General features: G+C 44.7%; 22 protein-coding genes. 15 read left to right on the top strand and 7 right to left on the bottom strand.

The window, feature by feature from the left end:
- Positions 1-60: 60 nt before the first annotated feature.
- The 6 genes from clpP (at position 61) to AB4407_RS05370 (ending at position 7,628) form a co-directional block, all read left to right on the top strand.
- Entirely contained in the window at positions 61-687 is a 627-nt protein-coding gene (gene clpP, locus AB4407_RS05395) for an ATP-dependent Clp endopeptidase proteolytic subunit ClpP (RefSeq protein WP_004736080.1), read from the top strand.
- A gap of 81 nt (positions 688-768) precedes the next feature.
- Positions 769-2,049 (top strand): ATP-dependent protease ATP-binding subunit ClpX, encoded by a 1,281-nt coding sequence (clpX, locus tag AB4407_RS05390; RefSeq protein ID WP_009847283.1) that lies wholly within the window; start codon positions 769-771, stop codon positions 2,047-2,049.
- A gap of 132 nt (positions 2,050-2,181) precedes the next feature.
- A complete protein-coding gene (lon, locus tag AB4407_RS05385) occupies positions 2,182-4,533 on the top strand; it encodes an endopeptidase La (RefSeq protein ID WP_372119392.1) in 2,352 nt (783 codons plus the stop codon).
- Between the two features lie 170 nt (positions 4,534-4,703).
- Positions 4,704-4,997 carry an HU family DNA-binding protein gene (locus AB4407_RS05380; RefSeq protein ID WP_012604504.1) on the top strand — a complete coding sequence of 98 codons (294 nt, stop codon included), beginning with the start codon at positions 4,704-4,706 and terminating at the stop codon, positions 4,995-4,997.
- A gap of 219 nt (positions 4,998-5,216) precedes the next feature.
- A complete protein-coding gene (gene ppiD / locus AB4407_RS05375) occupies positions 5,217-7,082 on the top strand; it encodes a peptidylprolyl isomerase (protein ID WP_372119390.1) in 1,866 nt (621 codons plus the stop codon).
- Positions 7,083-7,328: 246 nt separating this feature from the next.
- Entirely contained in the window at positions 7,329-7,628 is a 300-nt protein-coding gene (locus AB4407_RS05370) for a ComEA family DNA-binding protein (protein ID WP_372119388.1), read from the top strand.
- On the opposite strand, the gene rrtA is transcribed toward AB4407_RS05370, so the two are convergent.
- Entirely contained in the window at positions 7,619-8,167 is a 549-nt protein-coding gene (gene rrtA, locus AB4407_RS05365; protein WP_372119386.1) for a rhombosortase, read from the bottom strand. The two genes, AB4407_RS05370 and rrtA, sit on opposite strands and share 10 nt — an antisense overlap.
- Before the next feature lie 9 nt (positions 8,168-8,176).
- Here rrtA and AB4407_RS05360 point away from each other — a divergent pair, with 9 nt between their 5' ends.
- Positions 8,177-8,776, top strand: coding sequence for a tRNA-uridine aminocarboxypropyltransferase (locus AB4407_RS05360; RefSeq protein WP_372119384.1), 600 nt, complete (start codon positions 8,177-8,179; stop codon positions 8,774-8,776).
- A gap of 26 nt (positions 8,777-8,802) precedes the next feature.
- Here AB4407_RS05360 and AB4407_RS05355 read toward each other — a convergent pair whose 3' ends face one another.
- From AB4407_RS05355 to AB4407_RS05345, 3 genes are all read right to left on the bottom strand, one after another.
- Positions 8,803-10,146 carry an anti-phage deoxyguanosine triphosphatase gene (locus AB4407_RS05355; RefSeq protein WP_372119382.1) on the bottom strand — a complete coding sequence of 448 codons (1,344 nt, stop codon included), beginning with the start codon at positions 10,144-10,146 and terminating at the stop codon, positions 8,803-8,805.
- Between the two features lie 54 nt (positions 10,147-10,200).
- Positions 10,201-10,785, bottom strand: coding sequence for a 5'-deoxynucleotidase (gene yfbR / locus AB4407_RS05350; RefSeq protein ID WP_372119380.1), 585 nt, complete (start codon positions 10,783-10,785; stop codon positions 10,201-10,203).
- A 169-nt stretch (positions 10,786-10,954) separates the two neighbouring features.
- Positions 10,955-12,187: a pyridoxal phosphate-dependent aminotransferase gene (locus AB4407_RS05345; RefSeq protein WP_009847275.1), complete on the bottom strand. Its 1,233-nt coding sequence runs from the start codon at positions 12,185-12,187 to the stop codon at positions 10,955-10,957.
- Positions 12,188-12,483: 296 nt separating this feature from the next.
- Here AB4407_RS05345 and AB4407_RS05340 point away from each other — a divergent pair, with 296 nt between their 5' ends.
- The 7 genes from AB4407_RS05340 to AB4407_RS05310 all read left to right on the top strand — a co-directional run bounded on the left by AB4407_RS05340 (position 12,484) and on the right by AB4407_RS05310 (position 20,184).
- Entirely contained in the window at positions 12,484-13,791 is a 1,308-nt protein-coding gene (locus AB4407_RS05340) for an isochorismate synthase MenF (protein ID WP_372119378.1), read from the top strand.
- Positions 13,788-15,512: a 2-succinyl-5-enolpyruvyl-6-hydroxy-3-cyclohexene-1-carboxylic-acid synthase gene (menD, locus tag AB4407_RS05335; RefSeq protein ID WP_372119376.1), complete on the top strand. Its 1,725-nt coding sequence runs from the start codon at positions 13,788-13,790 to the stop codon at positions 15,510-15,512. Before AB4407_RS05340 ends, menD begins: the two co-directional genes overlap by 4 nt.
- A gap of 9 nt (positions 15,513-15,521) precedes the next feature.
- Positions 15,522-16,322 carry a 2-succinyl-6-hydroxy-2,4-cyclohexadiene-1-carboxylate synthase gene (menH, locus tag AB4407_RS05330; RefSeq protein WP_372119374.1) on the top strand — a complete coding sequence of 267 codons (801 nt, stop codon included), beginning with the start codon at positions 15,522-15,524 and terminating at the stop codon, positions 16,320-16,322.
- Between the two features lie 102 nt (positions 16,323-16,424).
- Complete coding sequence (gene menB, locus AB4407_RS05325) at positions 16,425-17,291, top strand: 1,4-dihydroxy-2-naphthoyl-CoA synthase (protein ID WP_010439547.1); 867 nt, start codon at positions 16,425-16,427, stop codon at positions 17,289-17,291.
- 75 nt (positions 17,292-17,366) lie between these two features.
- Positions 17,367-18,374: an o-succinylbenzoate synthase gene (menC, locus tag AB4407_RS05320; RefSeq protein ID WP_372119372.1), complete on the top strand. Its 1,008-nt coding sequence runs from the start codon at positions 17,367-17,369 to the stop codon at positions 18,372-18,374.
- A 52-nt stretch (positions 18,375-18,426) separates the two neighbouring features.
- On the top strand, positions 18,427-19,860 hold the full coding sequence (gene menE / locus AB4407_RS05315) for an o-succinylbenzoate--CoA ligase (protein WP_372119370.1): 1,434 nt from the start codon (positions 18,427-18,429) through the stop codon (positions 19,858-19,860).
- Positions 19,861-20,016: 156 nt separating this feature from the next.
- Positions 20,017-20,184: a hypothetical protein gene (locus AB4407_RS05310; protein WP_181360008.1), complete on the top strand. Its 168-nt coding sequence runs from the start codon at positions 20,017-20,019 to the stop codon at positions 20,182-20,184.
- A gap of 151 nt (positions 20,185-20,335) precedes the next feature.
- Here AB4407_RS05310 and AB4407_RS05305 read toward each other — a convergent pair whose 3' ends face one another.
- The 3 genes from AB4407_RS05305 to AB4407_RS05295 form a co-directional block, all read right to left on the bottom strand.
- Positions 20,336-21,256: a YeiH family protein gene (locus tag AB4407_RS05305; protein WP_372119368.1), complete on the bottom strand. Its 921-nt coding sequence runs from the start codon at positions 21,254-21,256 to the stop codon at positions 20,336-20,338.
- A gap of 140 nt (positions 21,257-21,396) precedes the next feature.
- Positions 21,397-23,271: an MFS transporter gene (locus AB4407_RS05300; RefSeq protein ID WP_372119366.1), complete on the bottom strand. Its 1,875-nt coding sequence runs from the start codon at positions 23,269-23,271 to the stop codon at positions 21,397-21,399.
- 17 nt (positions 23,272-23,288) lie between these two features.
- Positions 23,289-23,879, bottom strand: a complete 591-nt coding sequence (locus tag AB4407_RS05295; RefSeq protein WP_372119364.1) for a TetR/AcrR family transcriptional regulator — start codon at positions 23,877-23,879, stop codon at positions 23,289-23,291.
- A 197-nt stretch (positions 23,880-24,076) separates the two neighbouring features.
- Here AB4407_RS05295 and AB4407_RS05290 point away from each other — a divergent pair, with 197 nt between their 5' ends.
- On the top strand, positions 24,077-25,000 hold the full coding sequence (locus tag AB4407_RS05290) for a Tim44 domain-containing protein (protein WP_372119362.1): 924 nt from the start codon (positions 24,077-24,079) through the stop codon (positions 24,998-25,000).
- Positions 25,001-25,474: the final 474 nt, after the last annotated feature.

Raw genomic sequence — 25,474 nt, 5'->3', positions numbered from 1 at the left:
TGCTAACAATGGTCCGTATGATTTAATCATTCGGGCCATTTATTTTAGGGACATAAGAATATGAGCTACCAAGAAAAAAATACAATGCCATCGATTATGGACGCACTAGTTCCTATGGTGGTTGAACAGACTTCCCGTGGTGAACGTTCTTACGATATTTATTCTCGTCTATTAAAAGAACGTATCATTTTCTTAACAGGTCAAGTGGAAGACCACATGGCAAATCTTGTCGTGGCTCAACTGCTTTTCTTGGAATCAGAAAACCCAGATAAAGATATCTATCTTTACATCAACTCACCTGGCGGTAGCGTAACAGCAGGCATGTCTATCTACGACACAATGCAGTTCATCAAGCCAAACGTGAGCACAGTATGTATGGGTCAAGCTTGCTCTATGGGTGCATTCTTACTAGCGGGTGGTACTCCGGGTAAGCGTCACGTGCTTCCAAACTCACGTGTAATGATTCACCAGCCACTTGGCGGCTTCCAAGGCCAAGCGTCTGATATTCAAATTCACGCGCAAGAGATCCTAACGATCAAGCAAAAGCTAAACAAACTATTGGCAGAGCACACAGGTCAGCCTCTAGAGGTTGTTGAACGTGATACAGATCGTGATAATTTCATGTCTGCTGATCAGGCTGTAGAATACGGTTTGGTGGATTCAGTTCTTAATCACCGCGGTCAATAATTGCAGGGCAATTGTTTAACGCAAAGTGATTCAAATTGATATACACTCAAACATAGAGAGTAAAGGCTAAGAGGTTAGCGAATGACAGATAAAAGCAAAGAGGGTGGTAGCGGTAAATTGCTTTACTGCTCTTTCTGTGGCAAAAGCCAGCACGAAGTTCGCAAGTTAATCGCAGGTCCTTCTGTTTACATTTGTGATGAATGTGTCGATCTTTGTAACGACATTATTCGTGAAGAAATTAAAGATGTTCTTCCAAAGAAAGAATCGGAATCGCTGCCAACGCCGCGTGAGATTCGTGAGCATCTTGACGACTATGTAATCGGTCAAGAATACGCGAAAAAAGTGCTAGCAGTTGCAGTATATAACCACTACAAGCGTTTACGTAATGGTGATACGACGGCTGAAGGCGTAGAGCTAGGTAAGAGTAACATTCTTCTTATCGGTCCTACTGGTAGTGGTAAAACACTACTGGCTGAAACACTGGCTCGTTTCCTAGACGTTCCTTTCACAATGGCAGATGCAACAACACTAACCGAAGCGGGTTATGTGGGAGAAGATGTTGAAAACATCATCCAGAAGTTGCTTCAGAAGTGTGATTACGACGTAGCGAAAGCGGAACGCGGCATTGTTTACATCGATGAAATCGATAAGATTTCTCGTAAAGCTGAAAACCCATCGATCACGCGTGACGTGTCTGGTGAAGGTGTACAGCAAGCTCTATTAAAACTTGTCGAAGGTACAGTGGCTTCAGTTCCACCTCAAGGTGGTCGTAAGCATCCACAGCAAGAGTTCTTGCAAGTGGACACGTCTAAGATCCTATTTATCTGTGGTGGTGCATTTGCCGGCCTAGATAAAGTGATTGAGCAACGTGTAGAAACAGGTTCAGGTATCGGCTTTGGCGCAGAAGTGCGTTCAAAAGACGAAACCAAAACTATCGGTGAACTGTTCACTCAAGTAGAACCTGAAGATCTAGTGAAGTATGGTTTGATTCCAGAATTCATTGGTCGTCTACCTGTTACAACTACATTGACAGAGCTTGATGAAGAAGCGCTAATCCAAATCCTTTGTGAGCCAAAGAATGCACTGACAAAACAGTACGCTGCATTATTTGAGCTTGAGGATACAGAGTTAGAATTCCGTGAAGACGCCCTACGCGCAATTGCGAAGAAAGCAATGAACCGTAAAACAGGTGCTCGTGGTCTACGCTCTATCTTGGAGGGTGTTCTACTAGAAACTATGTACGAACTGCCATCTTCAACTGATGTAAGCAAGGTTGTGATTGATGAGTCGGTAATTAATGGTGAGTCAGAACCACTATTGATTTACAGTAACTCAGATAATCAAGCAGCGGTTGCAGAGTAGGTCTTTTTAAGACTACACACTCAAATTGAAAAAGGAGGTAAGCAATTACCTCCTTTTTTTTATTCTTCCATTGAATCCAGTCGTTTAAGCCCCATATACTGCTTTATAAGTTAAAGCGGAAGAGAGAAATATATGAACTTGGAACGTTCCGAGCGTATCGAAATCCCCGTGCTACCTCTACGTGATGTAGTGGTTTACCCACACATGGTTATTCCATTGTTTGTTGGTCGTGAAAAATCGATTACTTGCCTTGAATCGGCAATGGAAGCTAACAAACAAGTACTACTTGTAGCACAGAAAGAAGCGGACACTGATGAGCCTTCAATTGAAGACCTATTTAACGTAGGTACAGTCGCTACTATTCTTCAGTTGCTAAAGCTGCCAGATGGTACTGTAAAAGTACTTGTCGAAGGTCAGCAGCGTGCAAAAATTCACCAGTTCAAAGAGAGTGAGTTTTTCTTAGCGGATGCCGAATACGTTGTAACCTCAGAACTTGACGAAAAAGAACAAGAAGTGGTTGTTCGCAGCGCGATCAATCAATTCGAAGGCTTTATTAAGCTAAACAAAAAAATCCCACCAGAAGTTCTAACATCGCTGAACGGTATTGATGAGGCTGCTCGCCTTGCTGATACTATTGCTGCGCACATGCCACTTAAACTGGTCGATAAGCAGCACGTTCTAGAAATTGCAGATGTGACGGAACGTCTGGAATTCTTAATGGGCCAAATGGAGTCAGAAATTGACATCCTGCAAGTTGAAAAACGCATTCGTGGCCGCGTTAAGAAACAGATGGAAAAGTCTCAGCGTGAGTACTATCTGAATGAGCAAATGAAAGCGATTCAGAAAGAACTTGGTGAGATGGACGACGCACCTGATGAATTCGAGACTTTAAAGAAGAAGATCGAAGATTCTAAGATGCCTCAAGAAGCTCGTGAAAAAACTGAGCAAGAACTGCAGAAACTGAAAATGATGTCGCCAATGTCTGCTGAAGCAACAGTAGTACGTAGCTACATTGATTGGATGGTAGGCGTTCCTTGGGCTAAGCGTTCAAAAGTTAAAAAGAATTTAGCGAAAGCAGAAGAGGTCTTAAACGAAGATCACTACGGCTTAGAGCGTGTTAAAGAACGTATTCTCGAGTACTTGGCAGTACAAAACCGCATCAACAAGCTAAAAGGTCCAATCCTTTGTCTTGTAGGTCCTCCTGGTGTAGGTAAAACCTCGCTAGGTCGTTCGATTGCTGCGGCAACGGGTCGTAAGTACACACGTATGGCACTAGGTGGCGTTCGTGATGAAGCTGAGATTCGTGGTCACCGTCGTACGTACATCGGTTCACTTCCGGGTAAATTAATCCAGAAGATGTCTAAAGTTGGCGTTAAGAACCCACTGTTCCTATTAGATGAAATCGATAAGATGTCTTCTGATATGCGTGGCGACCCATCTTCAGCACTTCTAGAAGTACTCGACCCTGAGCAGAACAATGCATTTAACGATCACTATCTAGAAGTCGATTACGATCTATCTGATGTGATGTTTGTTGCAACGTCTAACTCGATGGACATTCCTGGCCCACTATTGGACCGTATGGAAGTGATTCGCCTGTCTGGTTATACAGAAGATGAAAAGCTGAACATTGCTAAGAGCCACTTACTTGATAAGCAAGTTCAACGTAACGGTCTTAAGCCTCATGAAATTGAGATTGAAGACTCTGCAATCATCGGCATTATCCGTTACTACACGCGTGAAGCGGGTGTACGTAGCCTAGAGCGTGAAATCTCTAAGATTTGTCGTAAAGCAGTGAAGAACATTTTGCTAGACAGCGACCTTAAGTCTGTAACCGTTAACATGGATAACCTGAAAGAGTACTTAGGCGTTCAACGTCATGACTTCGGTAAAGCGGACGAAAGCAACCGTATTGGTCAAGTGACTGGTTTAGCTTGGACTCAAGTGGGTGGTGATCTTCTGACTATCGAAACTGAAGCAATGCCGGGTAAAGGTAAGCTAACGCAAACCGGTTCACTTGGTGATGTGATGAAAGAATCGATTCAAGCGGCAATGACCGTAGTTCGTTCTCGCGCAGAAAAACTGGGTATTAACTCAGATTTCTACGAAAAGCGCGATATTCACGTTCACGTACCGGAAGGTGCGACACCGAAAGATGGCCCGAGTGCGGGTATCGCAATGTGTACTGCATTAGTGTCTAGTTTGACGGGTAACCCTGTAAAAGCTGAGGTCGGTATGACGGGTGAAATTACCCTTCGTGGTGAAGTTTTACCTATCGGTGGCTTGAAAGAAAAACTGCTTGCAGCACACCGTGGTGGCATCAAAACAGTCTTGATTCCTAAAGACAATGAACGTGATTTGGAAGAGATTCCGGACAACGTAATCGCTGACTTGAAGGTGATCCCGGTTCAATGGATTGATGAAGTACTGAAAGTCGCACTAGAACGAGATCCGTCAGGGGTCGAGTTTGACGTGAAAAAATAGTGATGCATAGCAAAAATAAGTAAAGAATTACGCTGATAGACCCGAAAAGGCTTGTCAGCGTTTTTTTTGGACGCTAAGTTATTCGACTAAAGCGGCAGCCCTTTTGTAATAAGGCTTGCAGCTAAATTAAAACCAAAATGGAACGTACAGTCATCGAGAAGTAGTCACAGATGACACATAGGGGAAAAACAGTGAATAAAACACAACTAGTAGAATCAATCGCAGAAAACGCAGACATCTCTAAAGCTTCAGCTGGTCGCGCTCTAGACGCTTTCATCGAAGCAGTTGGCACAACGCTACAATCAGGCGACCAAGTTGCACTTGTTGGCTTTGGTACTTTCAGTGTTCGTACTCGTGCTGCTCGTACAGGTCGTAACCCAAAAACTGGTGAAGAGATCCAAATCGCAGAAGCTAAAGTACCTGGCTTCAAAGCGGGTAAAGCACTTAAAGACGCATGTAACTAATTCTTGTTGCTGAAACCTCGAATTTTTGGAGGGGAAGGCAGTAATATGCGTTTACTGTTTGAACAATGATGTTTCATTCTTAAACAGTATATGTGCAAAGCACATTGAACTTATTTAAATTATGCGCATCCTACTGATGCGCATTTCTTTTTCTGATAATATCGCGTGAATAGATTTTTATTTGAAGCCAATGCTTCATATCCGGAGAGCACTTAAATTATGATGGATCGATTACGCGAAGGCGTGAATAGCATCGCGGTAAAAATTATCCTTGGGTTGATTATCCTGTCATTCGTATTCGCAGGTGTAGGCAGCTACATCACCGGTGGCGGTAACAACGCAGCAGCTAAAGTCGGCAACACAGAAATTGCTCGTGGTGAGTTCGAACAAGCTTACCAAAACGAACGTAATCGCATGCAGTCTCAACTTGGCGATTACTTCGCTCAAATGCTTGCAGACCCTGCATACGTAGAGTCTTTCCGTAAATCAGTACTTGATCGCATGATCAACGATGTTCTACTTGAGCAGCAAGCTGAGTCACTAGGCCTACGAATCAGTGATTCTCAAATCCGTACCATGATTCTGGAAATGCCTCAGTTCCAAACAGCCGGTCAATTCGACCAAGAAGTTTACCAATCGGCGTTACGTCGTGCAGGTTTCAGTGCAGAGAGCTTCGCTGAATACATGCGTCGTGACCTAATGCGTAACCAGCTTGTGACTGCGCTTCAAGGCAGTGAATTTGTTCTTCAAGGCGAAATCGATACTCAGAGCAAGCTTATTGCTCAAACTCGTGATATTCGCACTGTGACACTGTCTGTTGCTGATCTAGCAAAAGACATTGAGCTAACTGATGAGCAAATCGAACAGTACTACCAAGAGAACCCTCAAGCTTACACTCGTCCAGAGCAAGCTAAGGTGTCTTACATCGAACTTTCTGCTGAAGCGCTTAAGGCTCAGCTTGAAATCAGCGATGAAGAAGCTCAGAAATATTACCAAGAGCATCTAGACAAGTACTCAACTGAAGAGCAACGTAAAGTTAGCCACATCCTAGTTCAAGGCGATGACGAAGCGAAAGCTCAGACAATCCTAGACGAGCTAAATGCAGGTGCTGATTTTGCTACGCTAGCGGAAGAGAAATCTGACGACTTCGGTAGTGCAGATGTTGGCGGTGACCTAGGTTGGATTGAACGCGATGTTATGGACCCAGCATTCGAAGACGCGGCTTTCGCTCTTGAGAATATTGGCGATACGACTGGCCTAGTTAAATCTGATTTCGGCTACCACATCATCAAGCTAGACGAATTAAAAGCGTCTCAAGCTCAGCCTTACACTGAAGTAGCGGCAGAGATTAAGCAAGAGCTTCTAGACCAGCACGCTGTAGACCAGTTCTACGAGCTACAAACTGAGCTAGAAAAAGTAGCGTTTGAATTCCCAGATTCTCTAGACGATTCAGCAGAAGCGATCAACGCGAAGATCACAACAACAGATTTCATCTCTCAAATTGACGCTCCAGAAGTTCTGATGACGCCTGCAGTTATGCAAGCTATCTTGAGCCCTGAAGTGAAAGAAGACGGTCTAAACTCTGAAGTTATCGAAGTGGCTCCTGAGCACGTGATAGTTGTTCGTGTAGAAGAGACTCGCGACGAGACAGTTCTTCCTCTAGCTGAAGTGAAAGATCAAGTTGTAGCTGCATTGTCTGCTGTACAAGCTGAGCAACAAGCGGTTGAACTAGGTGTTTCTCTAGTGAACGAACTTGAGCAAGGCAATGAAGCAGTGCTAGCGGACAATAATCTTGAGTTCACTGAACTTGAAACGATTGACCGTAACTCTCCATTAGCGGCATCTGTATTCGCTCTAGCGAAACCAGAAGCCGGTCAAGCGGTGTTCGGTCAATCTAAAGACCAAGACGGTAACATCGTGGTTGTTGAGCTTTCTAAAGTGACGGCTGAAATCAACCCAGCTTACAGTACTCAAATTGGTGCTCAACTGGAACGAGTTGGCAACCAACAAGACCTGACTAACGTATTAAACGTACTTCGTAAAAACGCAGACGTTGAATACTACGTAGTAGGCCAAGGTCAGTAAGCATCGATTAGCTCGGTAGTTAAGCCTATTTGGTTACTGACTACCGAGAGTCAACATGCGATGGTTGTTGTTTTGCAAATTAGGTTTATTCGATAAATCAGATTTGTGAGCCAACAAACAAGCTGATGAAAATAAGATGTATAACGAAGCGGGTCACTTAGGTGACCCGCTTTATTTTTGTCTGGTGATTGTGTTATCTAGTGCGGCAAATGCATAAGTTATCTTTTTTGTACAAAGGAACGATTTATGCGCACGATATACTCAAAACTACTTCTTTCATTTCTGATGCTTTTAAGTCCAGCAGTGTTTGCAGACAGCCCGACCAAGGCTGAGCTTTACGATGGCATTGAAATTACGGTAAACATTAATACAGCAACAGCAGAAGAACTCTCAGCGCTATTAGTTGGGGTAGGGGACAAGAAAGCCCAAGAGATCGTCGATTACAGAGATCAAAACGGTGCGTTTAAGACTGCTGATGATTTGGTGAGTGTGAAAGGGATAGGTGAAGCGACGGTTAAAAAGAACCGCGAAAGAATTCAACTTTGATCCGTTTTTCTACTTGTTAGAAATGAAGCGATAGATATGAAGCCTCCGGCCAATGCACCGGCTAGGTGGGCTTCAATCGCGACACGAGCATTAATCAGTTCGCCAGTCGTGCTAGAAGGGCCAAAAAGCTGCTCCCAAGCGATTTTAGCGATTAATCCCAATACTAACAGCCAACTTGATTTCCTACCGTTTAAAGCCTCGTTGAGCGCGAATAAGCCGAACAATCCATGCAAAGTACCAGACAGGCCAACGTAGATCTGAATACTCGAAAACAACAGCGCGATCCCAGTCACTAGACTAATCACAAGCAGAGCAAGAACAAGCTGTTTTTTACTCGGTTGAAACAGATAGCTGATGATCCATAAGCCTGATAGATTCATCAGAAGGTGCGAGTAGTTGGTATGTGAAAAGTTTCCTGTTAGGATTCGCCACCATTGCCCCTCGGCAATCGCATTACTATCCCAAACGACCCAAGCTTGTATTGGCTCAAATTGGAATAAGACGCATAAAAGTGAAGTAAAAATTAAAACAGGGTACACATTAAATCCATGTCTCGTTATTGCCCCCAATGCAGCAAGGCTTTGAAAGCTTGTATTTGTCAGTGGGTTACACCACTCGAATCGAATGTTGAGCTTATCATTCTTCAGCACCCATCAGAAGAGCATCGCCCGATGGGAACTGCGCGCATCCTCTCGTTATCTCTAAAAAACAGCGTGACGTTTGTTGGCGAAGACTTTTCAGACAACGAACAATTGAACGCATTGCTGGCTGATGAACAGTATCAACACGTGATTTTATACCCAAGCGAAAACTCTGTTTCAGTTGAGTCTGCAACATGTCCAAGTAAGAAGTTGCGTGTAATTTTATTGGATGGAACGTGGAAGAAGGCGTTCAAGATGTGGCAAGTATCGAGCAATTTGCATGCGCTGAACACGGTTCATTTGCCGAAAGATCTCAAGGGTAATTACCGCATTCGCAAAGCACCTAGTGAAAACAGTCTTTCAACCGTTGAAGCTGGCTATCATTTGCTTAGCTTGTTAGAGAGTGATGGCGATTTTAGCCCTTTGCTAACGGCATTTGACCAAATGATTCAGTTTCAAATCAATCAAATGCCGCCGGGTGTGTTTGAGAAAAACTACTTAGATTAAGCCGCCTCTGTAGAGTGAGTCAGGAATTAAAACTCGGTATGAGCCGAGAACAATTGCTGATGCATTTTCTGAGCAAGATCATCAGTCATTGATGAGATGTAATCTGCTATCACGCGCATTTTTCTTGATTCATCTTGATGCTGTAACCACAGCTTCTTGATGGGCAGTGGCAGCAAGCGTTCAGGATCAGCGCTAAATGCTTCAAACATATCCATGATGATCTGTTGGCCTTTGTATTCGATGACTTGAACCTGAGGCACCTGAATCACAAACTCGCTGACAAAGTGTTTCAGTTTATCGAGTGTGGCGTCCATGCTTGGCTCAAGCACAGCATTGTAGGCAAGCAGTACATTCTCAAAATTTTCATCAACTGGCTTAATCGAGATACTGGTCAGCAGTGCATTGACTATCCCACCGATCGCATCCTTTCGACGATACTGCTCACCAGAGAAGAGCATTTCTGTGATTGAATCTAGGTGCTCACAAACCCAAGGGTCGGCCATCTCTTTGAGTTGAGGGTAAGCCGATTCGACCCATTGAGCTTTGGTGACAGAGCCAAGCACAATCGCATCTTCCAAGTCATGTACGCCATAAGCGATGTCATCAGCAAGCTCCATGATGGAACAATCAAGCGATTTGTATTTGGTCTTGTTATGCTCAAGTGGCTCAGTGTGCGTTTTTCTTTTCTGTTTTAAAAGTTGTTGATCGTTGCTTGAAAGCGGCTCAAGCACCCAGTTAAACAGTTCTTCATCATGATCGTAGATGCCTTTTGCTGGCATCCAATCTTTAGCACGAAGCTGTCGTTGGTGTTTAACGGGCTCAGATTGTTCTCTTGCCTCAACTTCGCTCAATAGTGAAGGGTATTTAATCAGTCCCAGTAGTGTGCGTCGAGATAGGTTCATCCCGTGATGTTCGGTGTAAGGTTCGAGTTGCGTGACAATGCGAAACGTTTGGGCGTTGCCTTCAAAGCCACCGTGGTCGCGCATCATATAGTTCAACGCGACTTCACCGCCATGCCCATAGGGTGGGTGGCCAATATCGTGAGCCAGACACAATGAATCAATCAAGCTATCTGAGGGCAGTAGGTCTCGAAAATCGGGCTGCTTTTTTTTCAGCTGGGCAACGATACCGGTACCAAGCTGAGCGGCTTCTAGCGAATGGGTAAGGCGAGTACGATGAAAGTCATTCACTGTGGTGCCATGTACTTGGGTTTTTGCTTGGAGGCGGCGAAAAGCTGCAGAGTGAAGCACCCGCGCACGATCGCGTTGATACGGGCTGCGGTGATCATCACGCCTTATTTTATGTTCATCGTCATTTCGATGTTGCCATTCTTGTTCGAGTACAAAGGGTGGTTTGAGTTGAGAATTCAAAATAGCACCTATCAAATTGATTTATTTAGCTAATTACACTCAAGTTATACCCAGCTAGCTTATCTCGTCTAGCGATAATTCAAAGCTCGGTGCAAATGTGGTGAGAAAGTAGTCCATTTCTGGGCTTTTACGCTGTTCGAGCGTTTCTTCCAGTCGGCGCTTAGCTTGTTCGTATTCATGATTGCCCGCGCTGAGTTCCTCCAAACATTTGAGGTAAGCACAGATGGTGTCAGCTTGCTTGACGATGCTTTGTTCTTCTTTGCTTGCTGTGCCTGAAATTAGGAAAGGTGCGAAGTCGTCTCGGAATTCTTCTGGCAGCATTGAAAGCAGTCTTTGCTCTGCTGCCGCTTCTATCTTTTTATACTCTTGTGCGATGTCTGGGTTGTAGTATTTAACCGGAGTTGGCAAGTCACCGGTCAGTACTTCACTGGTGTCATGGTACATGCCAAGCAGCGCAATGTGCTCTGGGTTGAGCTGACCATTAAACTTCTTATTTTTGATAAGCGCCAAGGCATGGGCGACGAAAGCAACCTGTAGGCTATGCTCTGAAATGTTTTCGCTTGAGACTGAGCGCATGAGCGGCCAACGTTGAATTAGCTTCATACGTGCGAGATGGGCAAAGAAGTGGCTCTGTTTCATACGCGTCCTTTCTAAATAGTGTTCCACTCGTATTTTGTGTTTACACAGGCATACGAGACAGCGGATACAAAAAAGGCTCCCAAACAGGAGCCCTTTAAGCATAGAAGTGATTGATTACAAGTTAAAGTCTTTTAAAACAGCAAATTGTAGTCATCTTTCTTTGTGCTAGTTAACCTTCGATGAGGTCGTCTTGGCTGTAGGTCTGTAAGAAGCGCTCTAGGCGACCAATCGCGATTTCTAGATCCTCGATGTGCGGCAGAGTCACGATGCGGAAGTGATCCGGTTTCGGCCAGTTGAAGCCCGTACCTTGAACCAATAGCACCTTCTCTTGCTTAAGGAAGTCGAGCACAAACTTCTGATCGTCTTTGATGTTGTACATCTTGGTGTCGATCTTAGGGAACAAGTACATTGCGCCTTTTGGTTTCACACAAGAAACGCCAGGGATCTTGTTAATCAGTTCCCATGCACGGTCACGCTGCTCAAGCAGTCGACCGCCGGGAAGAATCAGCTCATTGATACTCTGATAGCCGCCGAGCGCGGTTTGGATCGCGTGTTGCATTGGCACGTTGGCACACAAACGCATCGAGGCCAGCATTTCTAGCCCTTCAACGTAGCCTTTCGCTATGTGTTTTGGACCCGTTAAGAACATCCAGCCACCACGGAAACCACACACGCGGTAAGCCTTAGACAGACCGTTGAATGTGACCATTAATACGTCTTCGGCAAGCGTTGCAACTGAAGTGTGTACTGCACCGTCGTAAAGCACTTTGTCGTAGATTTCATCAGCGAAGATAATTAACCCGTGCTCACGAGCAATTTCAACAACTTGTAATAGGAAATCACGGCTGTATACCGCACCCGTTGGGTTGTTCGGGTTGATAAGAACGATGCCGCGAGTCTTTGGTGAGATCTTCGCACGCATGTCATCAAGGTCTGGGTACCAATCGGCATCTTCATCACACATGTAATGAACAGGTGTACCACCAGAAAGCGCAACAGACGCTGTCCATAGTGGGTAGTCCGGAGCGGGAACTAATATTTCATCACCATTATCCAGTAGCGCCTGCATAGACATAACGATAAGCTCTGATGCGCCGTTACCAATGTAAACGTCTTCTACATCAAGGTTACGTAGGCCTTTCTTCTGGTAGTGCTGAACAACCGCTTTGCGGGCTGAATAGATGCCTTTTGAGTCGCAGTAACCTTGAGATGTCGGTAGGTTACGGATTACGTCAACAAGGATTTCATCAGGGGCGTCAAAACCAAATGGGGCGGGGTTACCAATATTAAGCTTCAGTATTTTATGCCCTTCTTCTTCCATGCGCTTAGCATGTTTGAGTACAGGCCCCCTGATTTCGTAGCATACGCTGTTGAGTTTTGACGACATCCCGATATTTTGCATTGCCGATTTCCTGAAATTAATTTAAATACTTTATTAAAGTACCGCAAAATGACGTTTGATAGAATAAAAATCTGATGAATGTCGAATTTCAGTGTCACGTTTGGTCTTTTTGTTGTCACTCATTTCTAAATTTTAATTAATCGCTTTTGTGGTTGCACGTTAAGATGAATAAAGGGATGGGATCGCTTAAAATCACAGGAATGTTCAAAAGATATAGTACATTCTTGATCTAAATGGGTACTGCCCATAAAGTATCAAACTAATATAATAATAATTTAGATGTGAACGAGGTCGATTTGTCACATTTCCAGCAAACTATCTCCGCTTTGATTGAGCGAGTACAAAATGCCCAAGCAAGTGAAGTTCGTTGTGTTGAAGTTCTAACGCAAAAACCATCGTTTGCATTTATTGAATGGCTTCATGCTCAACCGCTCTTTCCTAAGTTCTACTGGCAGTCTCGCGACACTCGTGAAGAGGTTGTTGCGCTCGGTCAACTGCATACTTTCTCCGATCCCGCTCCGGCGTACGCTATTCTTGGCGAAGACCAACGAATTTGGGGCGGACGTTCGTTTGATGGACATACAGCAAAGAACCATCGTTGTATGGAATCGTTTTTTTTCCTTCCTCAGGTTGAATTGATCCGCTTTGACAATACATGGTCACTAGCCGTTAATTTGTCTCCTGATCGTGTTGCTTCTATTAATACTTTGAACAAGCTTTCTGTTGAAGCGGCGATATTGGCCCCTTTGTCGGCGCACATTGAGCAGATTAACCACGTTCCAGAACGAGAGCAGTGGGGCAACCTTGTCGATAAAGTGCTGAAAGGCATTAGCGACGAAGAGTACAAAAAAGTCGTTTTAGCGCGTAGAACCACATTGCAACTCGATGCGCCAATCTGCGCGGCTCAGTTGCTTAAGGCCAGTTACCTGCAAAACCATCACAGCTTTCACTTTATGTTGGTATTGGATTCCAAACACAGCTTTATCGGCTCAACGCCAGAGCGTTTGTACAGTCGATATGGCACTGAGCTTGATACTGAAGCGCTTGCTGGAACCATTGGTCGAGGAGAAAACGCGACAGAAGATATGGAGTTAGCCAACTGGCTTTCTCAAGACAGTAAAAACCTCAATGAAAACCAATATGTGGTTGACGATATCATTGAGCGTCTCACTCCTCATTCTCAAACGGTCCATGTTGAAAAGGATACACGTCTTGTACGCTTGCGTAAGGTGCAGCATCTTAAGCGTAATATTCATGCTCAACTCAATACTGGTGTTAATGGTGTCCAGCTACTGGCTTCATTACAGCCAACAGCTGCCGTTGCGGGACTGCCTCGTAAAGAAGCGATGGATTTCATACTTGAACATGAACCGTTTGCGAGAGGTTGGTATGCAGGCTCTGTTGGCTATATTAGCCATCAACGCGCTGAATTCTGTGTCGCGATTCGAAGTGCCTTGATTGTAAACGATCAAGTACAACTGTTTGCGGGTGCCGGGATCGTACCGGGATCGGTTGCTGAACATGAGTGGCAAGAGTTGAATAAGAAAATGTCGACTCTGCTCAGCTTAATTTCAGATCACCCACCATTGGGTGTGGCGTCATGAACCACGACCAAGCCGTATTAAATAGAGTTTGGTGTCACACATTACTTGAAGAGTTAGCCCGCAGTGGTGTTGAACATGTTTGTGTTGCACCGGGTTCTCGCTCAACACCATTAACACTGGAAGCCGAAGCTAACTCTAAGCTCACCTTACACACGCACTTTGATGAGCGCGGGCTTGGCTTTCTTGCTTTAGGTTTAGCGAAGGCGAGCAACAAACCCGTAGTGGTGATTGTGACTTCAGGGACTGCTGTCGCAAACCTTCTGCCAGCGACCGCTGAGTCTGGTTTAACACGAGAGAAGCTAATCTTGCTGACCTCAGATCGACCTATCGATTTAGTCGACTGTGGTGCTAACCAAGCGATTCAGCAACAGGGTATCTTTTCTTCCCATGTTGAAAGTGCTTTAAATCTACCAAGTCCAACCACACAGATTTCATTGAATTGGCTTCTGACATCCGTTGATAACGCGTTGGCGAAACAACGCAATGTTGGTGGTGCGATTCATATCAACTGTCCGTTCCCAGAGCCTCTATATTCTGTGAATAGTGCGGAAATGTATGCAGAATACACATCCAGTATCTCTGGGTGGAAGTCGGGAACAGGTTGTTACAGCCAAACGTTTTTACCTAATCAAGTGAATACACAACCGATTGCTCTAGGTGAGTATCTTGGACGTAAGGGTGTGGTTATTCTCGGTTCGCTAGATATTGAACAAGCGAAAAAAGCTCAGCAGTTTGCTACTGCATTAGGGTGGCCAGTTTTTTGCGACCCTCAATCAGGTGTCACAAGTGATTGGAAGCATTATGATCTTTGGATGCAGAGTGACGTAGCTAAAGCGCAACTCAATCAATGTGATTTCATACTTCAGTTCGGTGAGCGTATTGTTTCTAAGCGCCTTAATCATTGGATAAAGTCGCAAGCTTCATCATTCTGCTCATCACAATACATTGTTGTGTCACCAGATACGCACCGTATCAACCAAGATCATCTGCCTCAAACCCATATCGTTGCTGATATCGAGTCATGGATCACCGAGCAACACTTGCCAATTTTGTTAGGCGAACATTCTGGTTGGGCGACGCCTTTAATCGAGGTCGCAAATACTGTTCAACAATTGGCGTTGGCGCAAATATCCAATAATGACCAGCTGACCGAGTTGAGCGTTGCAGTTGATTTGTCGACTAGACTTAAAGACAGAGAGTTGTTTGTGGGAAACAGCTTGATGGTAAGGCTGGTGGATATGCTGTCATCAATATCTGCGAATCAAGTTTACAGTAATCGTGGCGCATCGGGCATTGATGGCTTGGTGGCGACGGCAGCGGGCGTGATGAAAGCCAACCAGAATCCTTTGATGATGTTAATCGGTGATACTTCTCTACTGTACGACCTCAACTCGCTGGCTCTGCTGACTCACAATGTAACGCCGATGGTTATTGTTGTGACCAACAATGATGGCGGTGCGATCTTTGACTTGTTGCCGGTTCCTGAGCAACAAAAACGGTCACTTTATCAAATGCCTCATGGTTTCAGCTTTGAACATGCTGCAGCGCAATTCCAGCTGGGATACGCTGCGCCAGAAACCTTGAACGGCTACCAAACCATTGTCGAACAACATTTCGAACAGGGTCAGGGTACCTTGCTCGTGGAAGTTAAGACGCCTCCCGAACAAGCGTCGACCCTGCTAAAACAATTCAGTTCAATGCTCATCGAGGCATTAGCCTAAGGACTTTACATGCTTTACTCCAATTATTACCCAGCTGTACAAGAATCTTCTGACAAACCTTTGCTTGTTTTTTTACATGGTTTACTCGGAAGCGGGGATGATTGGAGTGCATGTCATCCATTCCTCGAGGATTTTCCTCGTCTTTGCATAGATTTGCCCGGACACGGACAAAGCCGCTTTACTGATCCGGTAGGCTTTGACCATTGCTGCAATAAAATTGTCCAGTGCATCACTTCTCAACTGGCGTTCAACAACCTTCCTGATGATTATCCTATTGTGGTGATCGGCTACTCTATGGGGGGGAGGCTTGCTATGTATGGGGTGACAAGCTCTTGCTTCGAGACGCTTAACCTAGAGAAAGTCATCATTGAAGGTGGTAACTTTGGTTTGGAGTGCGATGAAGAGAGAGCACAAAGGTTAGTACATGATACGCAGTGGGCAGTTCGCTTTGCACAGCAGTCGATTGAAGATGTTTTAGGCGATTGGTATCAACAAAGCATCTTTTCTTCACTAAATCATGAGCAAAGACAAACTTTGGTCATAAAGCGTAGTGGTAACCTTGGAGTATCCGTAGCAAATATGTTGTTATCTACTTCGTTAGCTAAGCAACCAGATTTACGTGCCACATTGAAATCTCATGAGCATTTATTGCATTATGTATGTGGAGAAAAAGATCGTAAATTCATGGAGCTAGCTGAGAATAGTGGTTTTGAATATAGTCAGGTCGATCACGCTGGTCATAATGTTCATTTCGAGCAACCAGAGCTGTTTTCCAACCTGATAATTCAATGTATCGCCAGTCGTCGTTAATCTGACTGAGCGATTCTTTCGTATCAAGCACTATCAAAAGCAGAGCAACACCGTCACGACTATTCGTTAGTCGTGGTATCTAATAGAACAATGGGAATCACCATGGCTAAAACAGTAGGCATCACAGAAGAAGAACTTTACGCAGCCGTTAACTGGCGCGATGAAAGCAGTCAATTTGAAGATATTCAATACCATAAGTCTGACGATGGTATTGCGAAAATCACGATTGCGCGTCCTCAAGTGCACAATGCGTTCCGTCCACAAACTGTAAAAGAGATGATCAATGCACTGGCTGACGCTCGTTACGACGAGAAAGTAGGCGTGATCATTTTGACGGGTCTTGGTGAGAAGGCGTTCTGTTCTGGTGGTGACCAAAGTATCCGTGGTGACTACGGCGGCTATCAAGATGATTCAGGTACTCACCACTTGAACGTACTTGATTTCCAACGCCAAATTCGTACTTGTCCAAAACCGGTTATCGCAGCGGTATCTGGCTGGGCAGTGGGTGGCGGTCATGTACTTCACATGATGGCAGACCTGACTATTGCCGCTGAAAACGCGCAGTTCGGTCAGACGGGTCCTAAAGTGGGTTCATTCGATGGCGGTTGGGGGGCTTCTTACATGGCTCGTATCGTTGGTCAAAAGAAAGCACGTGAAATTTGGTTCCTGTGTCGTTTCTACGATGCTCAAGAAGCATTGGACATGGGGCTAGTAAACACAGTCGTGCCTGTTGCTGACCTAGAAAAAGAAACGGTTCGTTGGTGTCGTGAAGTTCTTCAACATAGCCCAATGGCGCTGCGTTGCTTGAAAGCCGCATTAAACGCAGACTGTGACGGCCAAGCTGGTCTTCAAGAGTTGGCGGGTAATGCAACCATGATGTTCTACATGACAGAGGAAGGCCAAGAAGGCCGCAACGCATTCAACGAGAAACGTCGACCGGACTTCGACAAGTTCCCGCGTAACCCATAGCCTTTCTCTTCTTTAAAATGAGTCGCTAATAGCGGCTCGTTTTGTTTTGATGTTCCCCGTTTTTTAGGAAACTTTATGAACTCAGTGAATTCTCAGCGTCACGCTAAACTCTACCGTTATCAATTACCTATGGATAGCGGTGTGGTGCTACGTGACAATAAGTTGAACGAACGCGTTGGCTATATCATCCAACTTGAGTGTGATGGTAAAACTGGTTTTGGCGAAGTTGCGCCTTTGCCGGGTTTTAGCCAAGAAGATGCCGAACAAGCGGGCATTCAGCTGCAACACGAATTAGAGCTTTGGAGCCACAATAACCCTCAAACGTCTTTTGATGAGTTATATCCTTCTGTCGCATTTGGTTTTTCGATGGCGATGATGGAATTACGAGGTGAACTCAACGCTGAAGGTAACTATCAAGCTGCGCCTTTGTGTACTGGCGATCCAGATGAGTTGATCCCTGTGCTCAATGAGATGGAAGGCGAGAAGGTTGCTAAGGTAAAAGTTGGCCTTTATGAAGCGATCCGTGATGGCATGCTGGTAAGCTTATTCCTTGAGTCGATTCCGGATTTGACCCTAAGACTTGATGCTAACCGTGCGTGGAAACTAGAAAAAGCCAAGCAGTTCATTAAGTACATTTCGCCGTCACTGCGTCAGCGCATTAGCTTTATTGAAGAGCCTTGCCAAAAGCCAGAAGATAGCTTGGCATTCGCAATTGACCACGGTGTAGCGATTGCGTGGGATGAAACCCTGCAAGAGGCAGTGCGTAATCCAGAGTTTGATTTAAGCGACTTAACAGGTGTTAAAGCGGTAGTGATTAAACCTACCTTGATTGGCTCGGTAGAACGTTGTGTTGCTATCATTGAGCGTGCACAGCAACTTGGTATTAAGCCTGTTTTAAGCTCAAGTATTGAGTCGAGCCTTGGCTTAACTCAGATTGCGCGATTGGCACAACAATACTTACCTAATGAAGTTCCAGGGCTGGATACGATTGGCTTGTATCAGCAACAGTTGGAAGTTTCATGGCCGGGTTGTCAGCTTCCGGTTTCTACCCTTGAACAGCAGCAATTGATTTGGTCTTCTTAGGCTGTTCGTTTGATTGGCTTAGACACTTTTCAATCTTTAACTTGGTTATCTTATGATGCGCCCACAATCTAATTATCACCCACTTTGGGAACAGTGGGCGCAGCAAAACCCACATCAAACAGCGTTAGTCACTCCTAATCGCGCTTATACTTGGCTGCAAGTTGTGGCGTTAGTGAGTGATTACCAACAACAGCTATCTCATCAAGGCCTATCTGAAGGTGATGTACTGACGATTGTTGGTAAGAATCAAGCTGAAGTGATCCCTGTTTACCTTGCCGCACTCAATTTGGGTGTGGTTTGTGCGTTTACGATGCCTCAGCCGAAAGCTCGTTTAACGCAAAAGCTTGAATCGCTTTATAGACCGTCGGATAGACGCTATCTATGGTCGTTAGAAAGTAGCGGTTTAGATCTGTCTGACGTTGCAGAGCCAAACACTCAGTTACTTACATTGCCTCGCTTGAACGAATTTAAGGTCGATGCTGGTGGCAAACCAATAGCAACATCAGAATCTTCTAGTTTCAATCCTCAAAACCTCGCAAGCATCGTCTTCACTTCGGGCTCCACCGGAAACCCAAAAGCGGTGGCGCACACGTTGCAACAACACTTATGTTCAGCTCAGGGCTTACTTGATGCTTTTCGCTTTGAACAAGCGGATACATGGCTACTTAGCTTGCCGATGTACCACGTATCGGGATTAGCGATTGTCCATCGTTGGTTAGCTGCTGGTGGTTGTATCAAAATAGGTCAAGGTAAGCTCGAAACCGATATCGAAGGTTGCAGTCATGCCTCGTTGGTTGCTACTCAGTTGCAGCGGTTATTAAAGAGTAAGCATGCACTTACTTTAACTCATGTGCTGCTTGGTGGTAGTCATATCCCTGAAGCGCTAGGGCTTGAAGCTCAGAAAATGGGTATTGAAACTTGGCTCGGCTACGGCATGACAGAAGCCGCTTCGACTGTGACTGCCAAGCCCGTCGATAGTACCAAAACGGCAGGCTTTGTTCTCGACCAACGCCAGTTAAAAATTGAAGAACAACGTATCTTTATTGGCGGCAATACGCTTGCTTCTGGTTACTATTATCAAGGTACTTTAACCCCATTAGTGGATGAGAATGACTGGTTTGATAGTAAAGATCTTGGGCAATGGGATGGCGAACAAGTGTCGATTATTGGCCGAGCGGATAACCAGTTTATTTCTGGCGGTGAGAATATCCACTGTGAAGAAATTGAGCGTGCACTCAATCAGCTGCCCGAGGTTAAGCAAGCCTTTATCGTACCCGTTGAAGACAGCGAATTTGGTTTTAGGCCAGTTGCTATTGTGGACTGTGCTGATCTGCCTACCAAAGAGTGGTTTGCAGAACAGTTACAAGGGAGCCTAGAGCGATTCAAACTTCCTATCGAATATTATCAGATGCCAGAGCAAGAACAATTGGGCATCAAGGTATCGAGAGCAGGCTTAGCATCTTGGCTGTTTCATCATAGGAGCTAGAAAGTCGTACTGTTCTGGAAGTTGTTCGTCGCTTGCTAGATTGGAAGACGGTTAGTTAATTTAGCAATTAGATAGTTCAAAACAGAATTTATTATCTTTATAACCATCCATCATAATAAGCCCAATAAACAACGGATTGTAGAATAAGGTTTTATAATGAAAATTGCCCTTATCATTGCGGTTTTGCTGCAGATAGGCCAAGCGCTCGTTTCGTCAGGACTGACTCGTTCATTGGCTGAACTTACTGCATTTGTGCTGGTTGTGGTACTTGTTTTAATGAAAAGAGAGAGCAAGAAGAGTGATAAGCCCCTGTTTGATTCGTGATTGTTGCAACAAAGAATACCCTTACCACAAACGATAAAGGCAAAGTCCATTAGAGCTTTGCCTTTTTGTTTTGTTGCTCGTTAATCTGAGTGTCTAGGTAACCAAACACCACCTAAAGCGTTTCTTTACGTATTAGGTGTAATTAGGCGGATTAAGCGAGAGTTAACCACGCTAATGAGCCTGTCGAAATCATCGTCCACATTGTAATACCAAACATCAATGGCTTCGGCCCTGCGGCTTTAAGCTTCTCTACTGAAATGCCGCAACCAATCAAGAATAGACACACCACCAATGCACGCTTAGACACATCAAAGATACCTTGATAGACCATCTCAAATTGTGGCAATAAGTCACTAACAGCAATAGCAGCGCAGTAGAAGAAAATGAAGTAAGGAATCGTAATCTTCTTTTGATCGTTCTTGAAGATCATTGCGCTGACTAACGCGATTGGGATAATCCAAAGTGCGCGAGCGAGCTTCAATGTGGTTGCTGTGGTCAGTGCTTCTTCGCCATATGCTGATGCTGCGCCGACTACAGAGGAGGTATCATGAATCGCGATGGCAGCCCATGTTCCGAAAGTTTGTTGGCTTAACTCTAGTGCATGGCCAATCATTGGGAACAAGAAAAGGGCGACCGAGTTCAACACAAATACAGTGGCTAACGCCAAGCCAATCTGTTCATCATCAGCTTTGATGGCCGGTGCAACGGCGGCAATGGCGCTACCACCACAAATTGCGGTACCAGAAGAGATAAGGTAACCCGTGGTGCGATCTAATCCCATGCGTTTAGCTAAGAACCAACCAATGATTAAAGTACCAATAATCGTCGTTACAATGAGGCCAATACCATCGCCTGTTACCGCTAATGCTTTCTCAAACTGAATGCCAAAACCTAAGCCGACAATAGAATAGGCCAGTAGCTTTTTGGTGAGTTTGCCCACTTCTAGATGCTCAGGGACTAAACCTAAGCTCGCAAGAAGGAAGCCGATCACGAGTGCCGTCGGTGAACTCACCCATGGGGTTAAGCAAAACAGAGCAGCAAGATAAAATGGAACAGACTTTTTTAGATTCATTGTTTTTAGAGTCTTGTTTGACGTTATTGTAATGAGAGCACTATACGTTTAATTAGATGGTAAGTAAGTCTAAATGAATTGAACAAACGTTAAGTAAAATTAAACGTTTGTTCAGCTGATATGAATAAAGGCTTGGTTATTTAGCGTAGTGAGCCGCGAAGATCAGAGACTGACTGTCGAAGAGTGTCGCACGAAGCTTCTTTGGCAAGCATAGGTTCGGCAGCTTCTATCTCTAACTTGGCCCTGAAACGGGTGGGTAGTCCCTTGAAAGCTTGACCTTTATAACGACTGAAGTAACTGCCCCATAACCCTTTAAGTGCCATTGGAATCACAGGTACAGGAGATCGTTTGATAATCAGCTCCATGCCACGCATGAATTCGGCTACTTCGCCATCAGCGGTTAGCTTGCCTTCAGGGAAAATACACACGATGTGCCCTTCATCTAGGGCACGTTCAACTTCTTTGAAAGCGTTTCTAATCGAGTTTCGGTTGGTTGCGGAGATTGGAATAACTCCTGCTCTTTTTAAGAATCGACGTAGTGGAGGAAGTTTGGCGTAATCCTCTTCCATCACAAACCGAATCAAGCGAGGGCAAACAGCACTCAGAAGCAGTGCATCCATATAACTCACATGGTTGCAAACGATCAATGCGCCGCCATTCTCTGGAAGATGGTGTAAGTTCTTGTGCTTAACTCGGTACATGGTGTGAGTGACCACCCATGTAAAGAAACGAAAAGCGTAGATAGGCACCTGATAAAACAGGTACAGCATAACTAAAGTATTCCCTATCGCGAGTAACACAAACAGCTGTGGAATAGAAAGATCGAGAACACTCAGGCAAACAATACCTAAAACTGCGCTTCCCACCATGAATAGTGAATTGTAAATGTTGAGCCCGGCAATCACTTGAGCGCGTTCATCTGGTTTCGCTCGAAACTGCATCATAGAATACAGAGGAACAATGAAAATACCGCCAGAGATACCCAACAGCAGAAGATAAGCAAACAGCGGCCACAGCTCTGAATACGTCACGAATTGGTGGAAAGAGGTAAATTCAGGCAAGGACACAGGAATGGATATCGCCATCAATAGCCCAAAAATCGACATACCTAGGCTACCCATTGGTACGATGCCGATTTCAATTCTGTGATTTGACAACTTATCACAAGCCAAAGAACCTATCGCAATACCGACCGAGAAAAGAGCTAACAAAAAGGCAACCGAGCTTTCAGTGCCGTTCAAGTGGAGCTTTGTGAAGTTTGGAAACTGAGTTAGATAAGCAGCGCCAAGGAACCAGAACCAGCTGATAGACATCAGTGCTTGAAACGTTGGGCGATCTTTTTTGGCAATCGCCAGTGTCGCGCGGGTTAGCTTTACTGGCTGCCACTTCACTTTCAGATCTGGTGCGTTACTTGGCGCTTGTGGAATAAAGCAGCTTGATACATAGCCAAGCACGGCGAAAGAAACAATACATACCGCAGCAATGAGCTTCGCGCTTTCTTCAGATGCAATGATGCCTGCGCCTAGAGTACCAATCAGGATGGCTAAGAATGTACCTGTCTCAACAAGAGCATTACCAGATACCAGTTCTTTTGTTTCTAATTGTTGTGGAAGCAGTGCGTATTTCACCGGGCCAAAGAAGGCACTTTGCGTTCCCATTAGGAACAGAAGTAGCAGTAGTATCCCGTAGCTTTCGTAGATAAACCCGATCGCGCCCAGTGACATAATCGCCACTTCAAGGAGCTTAACTTTACGTATAAACCAAGACTTTTCGTATTTATCAGCTAGTACGCCGGCCAAAGCAGAAAACAGGAAGAAGGGCAGGATAAAGAGGCCAGCGGCCAAGTTAATGAATAGATTACTGGAAATAGGCAGCGTGTCTAAGCTTGCGAAAGCAACAAACAGTAACAGAACATTTTTGAATATGTTGTCATTAAAGGCGCCTAGAAATTGAGTAATAAAGTAGGGTAGGAACCTTTTTTGCGTTAACAGCGAAGATTGGCTGCTGTTGTTCATTGTCTTTCCTTGGATGATTACCAGTTGGTTAAGTAGTTTGAGATTAGGTTATTGATCAACTCTTTACCATCGATAGGTTCAGAGGCGAAAAATTTATCATCAACGCTAAGTAGAGTAATTCCATGTACTCCAGACCATAATACACGGCTGGCTTTAATGACTTCGCTTTCTGTGTGTTCAGGCGCAATAGCTACCAGCAATTGCTCTAACATACCTGTCATTCTATCAATACGGTTCGATTGCCATTCGGGAAGGTTTTCACCATTCATGTTGTGCTCAAAGATAAGCTGCCAACGGTGAGGGTGTTTTTGTGCAAAATCGTGATAGCAGTATGCAAGATTGAAAAGAGCCTGTTGAGGGTTGCTCGATTGTTCAACCGCAGAAGCAGATAGGGACGACAGTTCATCTAATGTTTGAGCAACAACGTGTAAAAGGAGTAGGTTGTAGTTACCAAATACATTCACCAAGGTGCTAGGGACATAACCAATCATATTGGCAATTTTACGTAGACTTAGCTCGTGATAAGAGTGCTCTTCTAAGAAGTCGGTTACCGTCTTTAAGGTTAATTGCACTAATTGTTCGCGAGTATGATCGTTTCGTCTTGCCATGAGTACTTTCTATTAAATGAACATCGTTCGATATTTTAATGCTGCCCCAGAGTGCCGTCAATCCCTTCGCTAGTTTAGTAATCAATTAATAGCCGCAATATTATGATACATGTGTAAACGTCGTGAATATTTCATTGTTCTTTGTTAACGAGTATGATTAAGGTGTCGAAAGATAAAAAAACCTATAAAGGATAATAATGAAACGATTTTTCTCACTAGTCGCGATCCTGTTGGTAACAGTCGCGGTGACGCCAATCGCGGAAGCGAAAAAGTTTGGTGGTGGTAAGTCATTTGGCAAAAGCTTTAAAACGGCTCCAGCACCAAAACAACAAAACACAAATTCGATCCGACAAGAGCAAACTGGCAAGAAAACAGCAGCAGCTAACTCTAGCAAGAAAGGCCTTATGGGCGGTCTGCTAGGTGGTTTACTTGCTGGTGGTCTTTTAGCTGCATTCTTTGGTGGCGCATTTGAAGGTATCCAGTTCATGGATATTTTAATCATGGGTCTGATTGCTTTCCTAGCATTTAAATTCCTACGCGGAATGTTGGGCGCGAAGCAGGGCTCAATGAATCAGCAGAATGCACGTGGCCAACAGCCAGCATTCGGCGGCATGGGTCAGAACAAGTTTGAACAACCTAAGCAACAACCAAATGTTCATAACTTCGAGCAAGCACAGCCTCAATCACAACCTCATTCGCAAAATAGCGCTGGTGGTTTCGGTTTTGGTGCACAAAGCGATGTTCCACATAACTACCCACCAGGTTTTGATCAAGCGGCATTCATCAACGGTTCTCGTGAGCACTACCGTACACTGCAAGGTGCATGGAATCACAACGAGCTAAATACGATTGAAGAATACGTATCTCCAAGCCTATTTGAAGACCTAAAAGCTGAGCGTAACAAGCTAGACGGTGATCAGCACACAGACGTAATGTACGTTGATGCTGAAATCGTTCGCGCAGATCACGATGGTAGTAAAGCACAGCTAAGCCTTCAGTTTAGCGGTCGCTACCGTGACACCGCAGACGGCATTGAAGAAGATATCACTGATATCTGGCACTTAGAGCGTGACCTAACGACTCAAAATGCACCTTGGTTAATTGTTGGTATTCAAGGTTAATTCCAGGATTTAACTAAACATCAATATGATGTAGTTATTCGGAATGACACCAAATAATATAAAGCCCCTGCTGAGAAATCAGCAGGGGCTTTTTTGCGTCTAATGATATGTATCTATAAGTCGCAGCAGGGAAATTGGCTTTGAGCTTTTTTTTTGTGGGGGGGGAGGGGAGAAGAGTTTTAGATTCACGGAGCAATGCCAATATGACTAACACGTGGTGAACCGACAAAGAACTTGTATCGACCAATTGCTTAGGCTGCGCTGTTTATCTGGCTTGTGAGCGTCATGCAGAAGTATGGGAACACTGATGTTTGAATGGGCTAGATCGCTTAGCCTTTCTTGGGTTGTAACGGGTTAGTGTTTAGGAAGTTGAGGACCGTGTTTAGAAAGATATAAAGCTCAGAAACGAAAAAAGCCAACTCAATGAGTTGGCTTTTCGATTTTCCAATTAAGGAGAATATGGTGGAGGGAGAC

Origin of the sequence: Vibrio sp. 10N.261.46.E11, assembly GCF_041472735.1 — a bacterium.
Lineage (GTDB): Bacteria > Pseudomonadota > Gammaproteobacteria > Enterobacterales > Vibrionaceae > Vibrio.
Note: the sequence above shows the minus strand (reverse complement) of the source record. Positions and strands in the feature narration are given on the sequence as shown.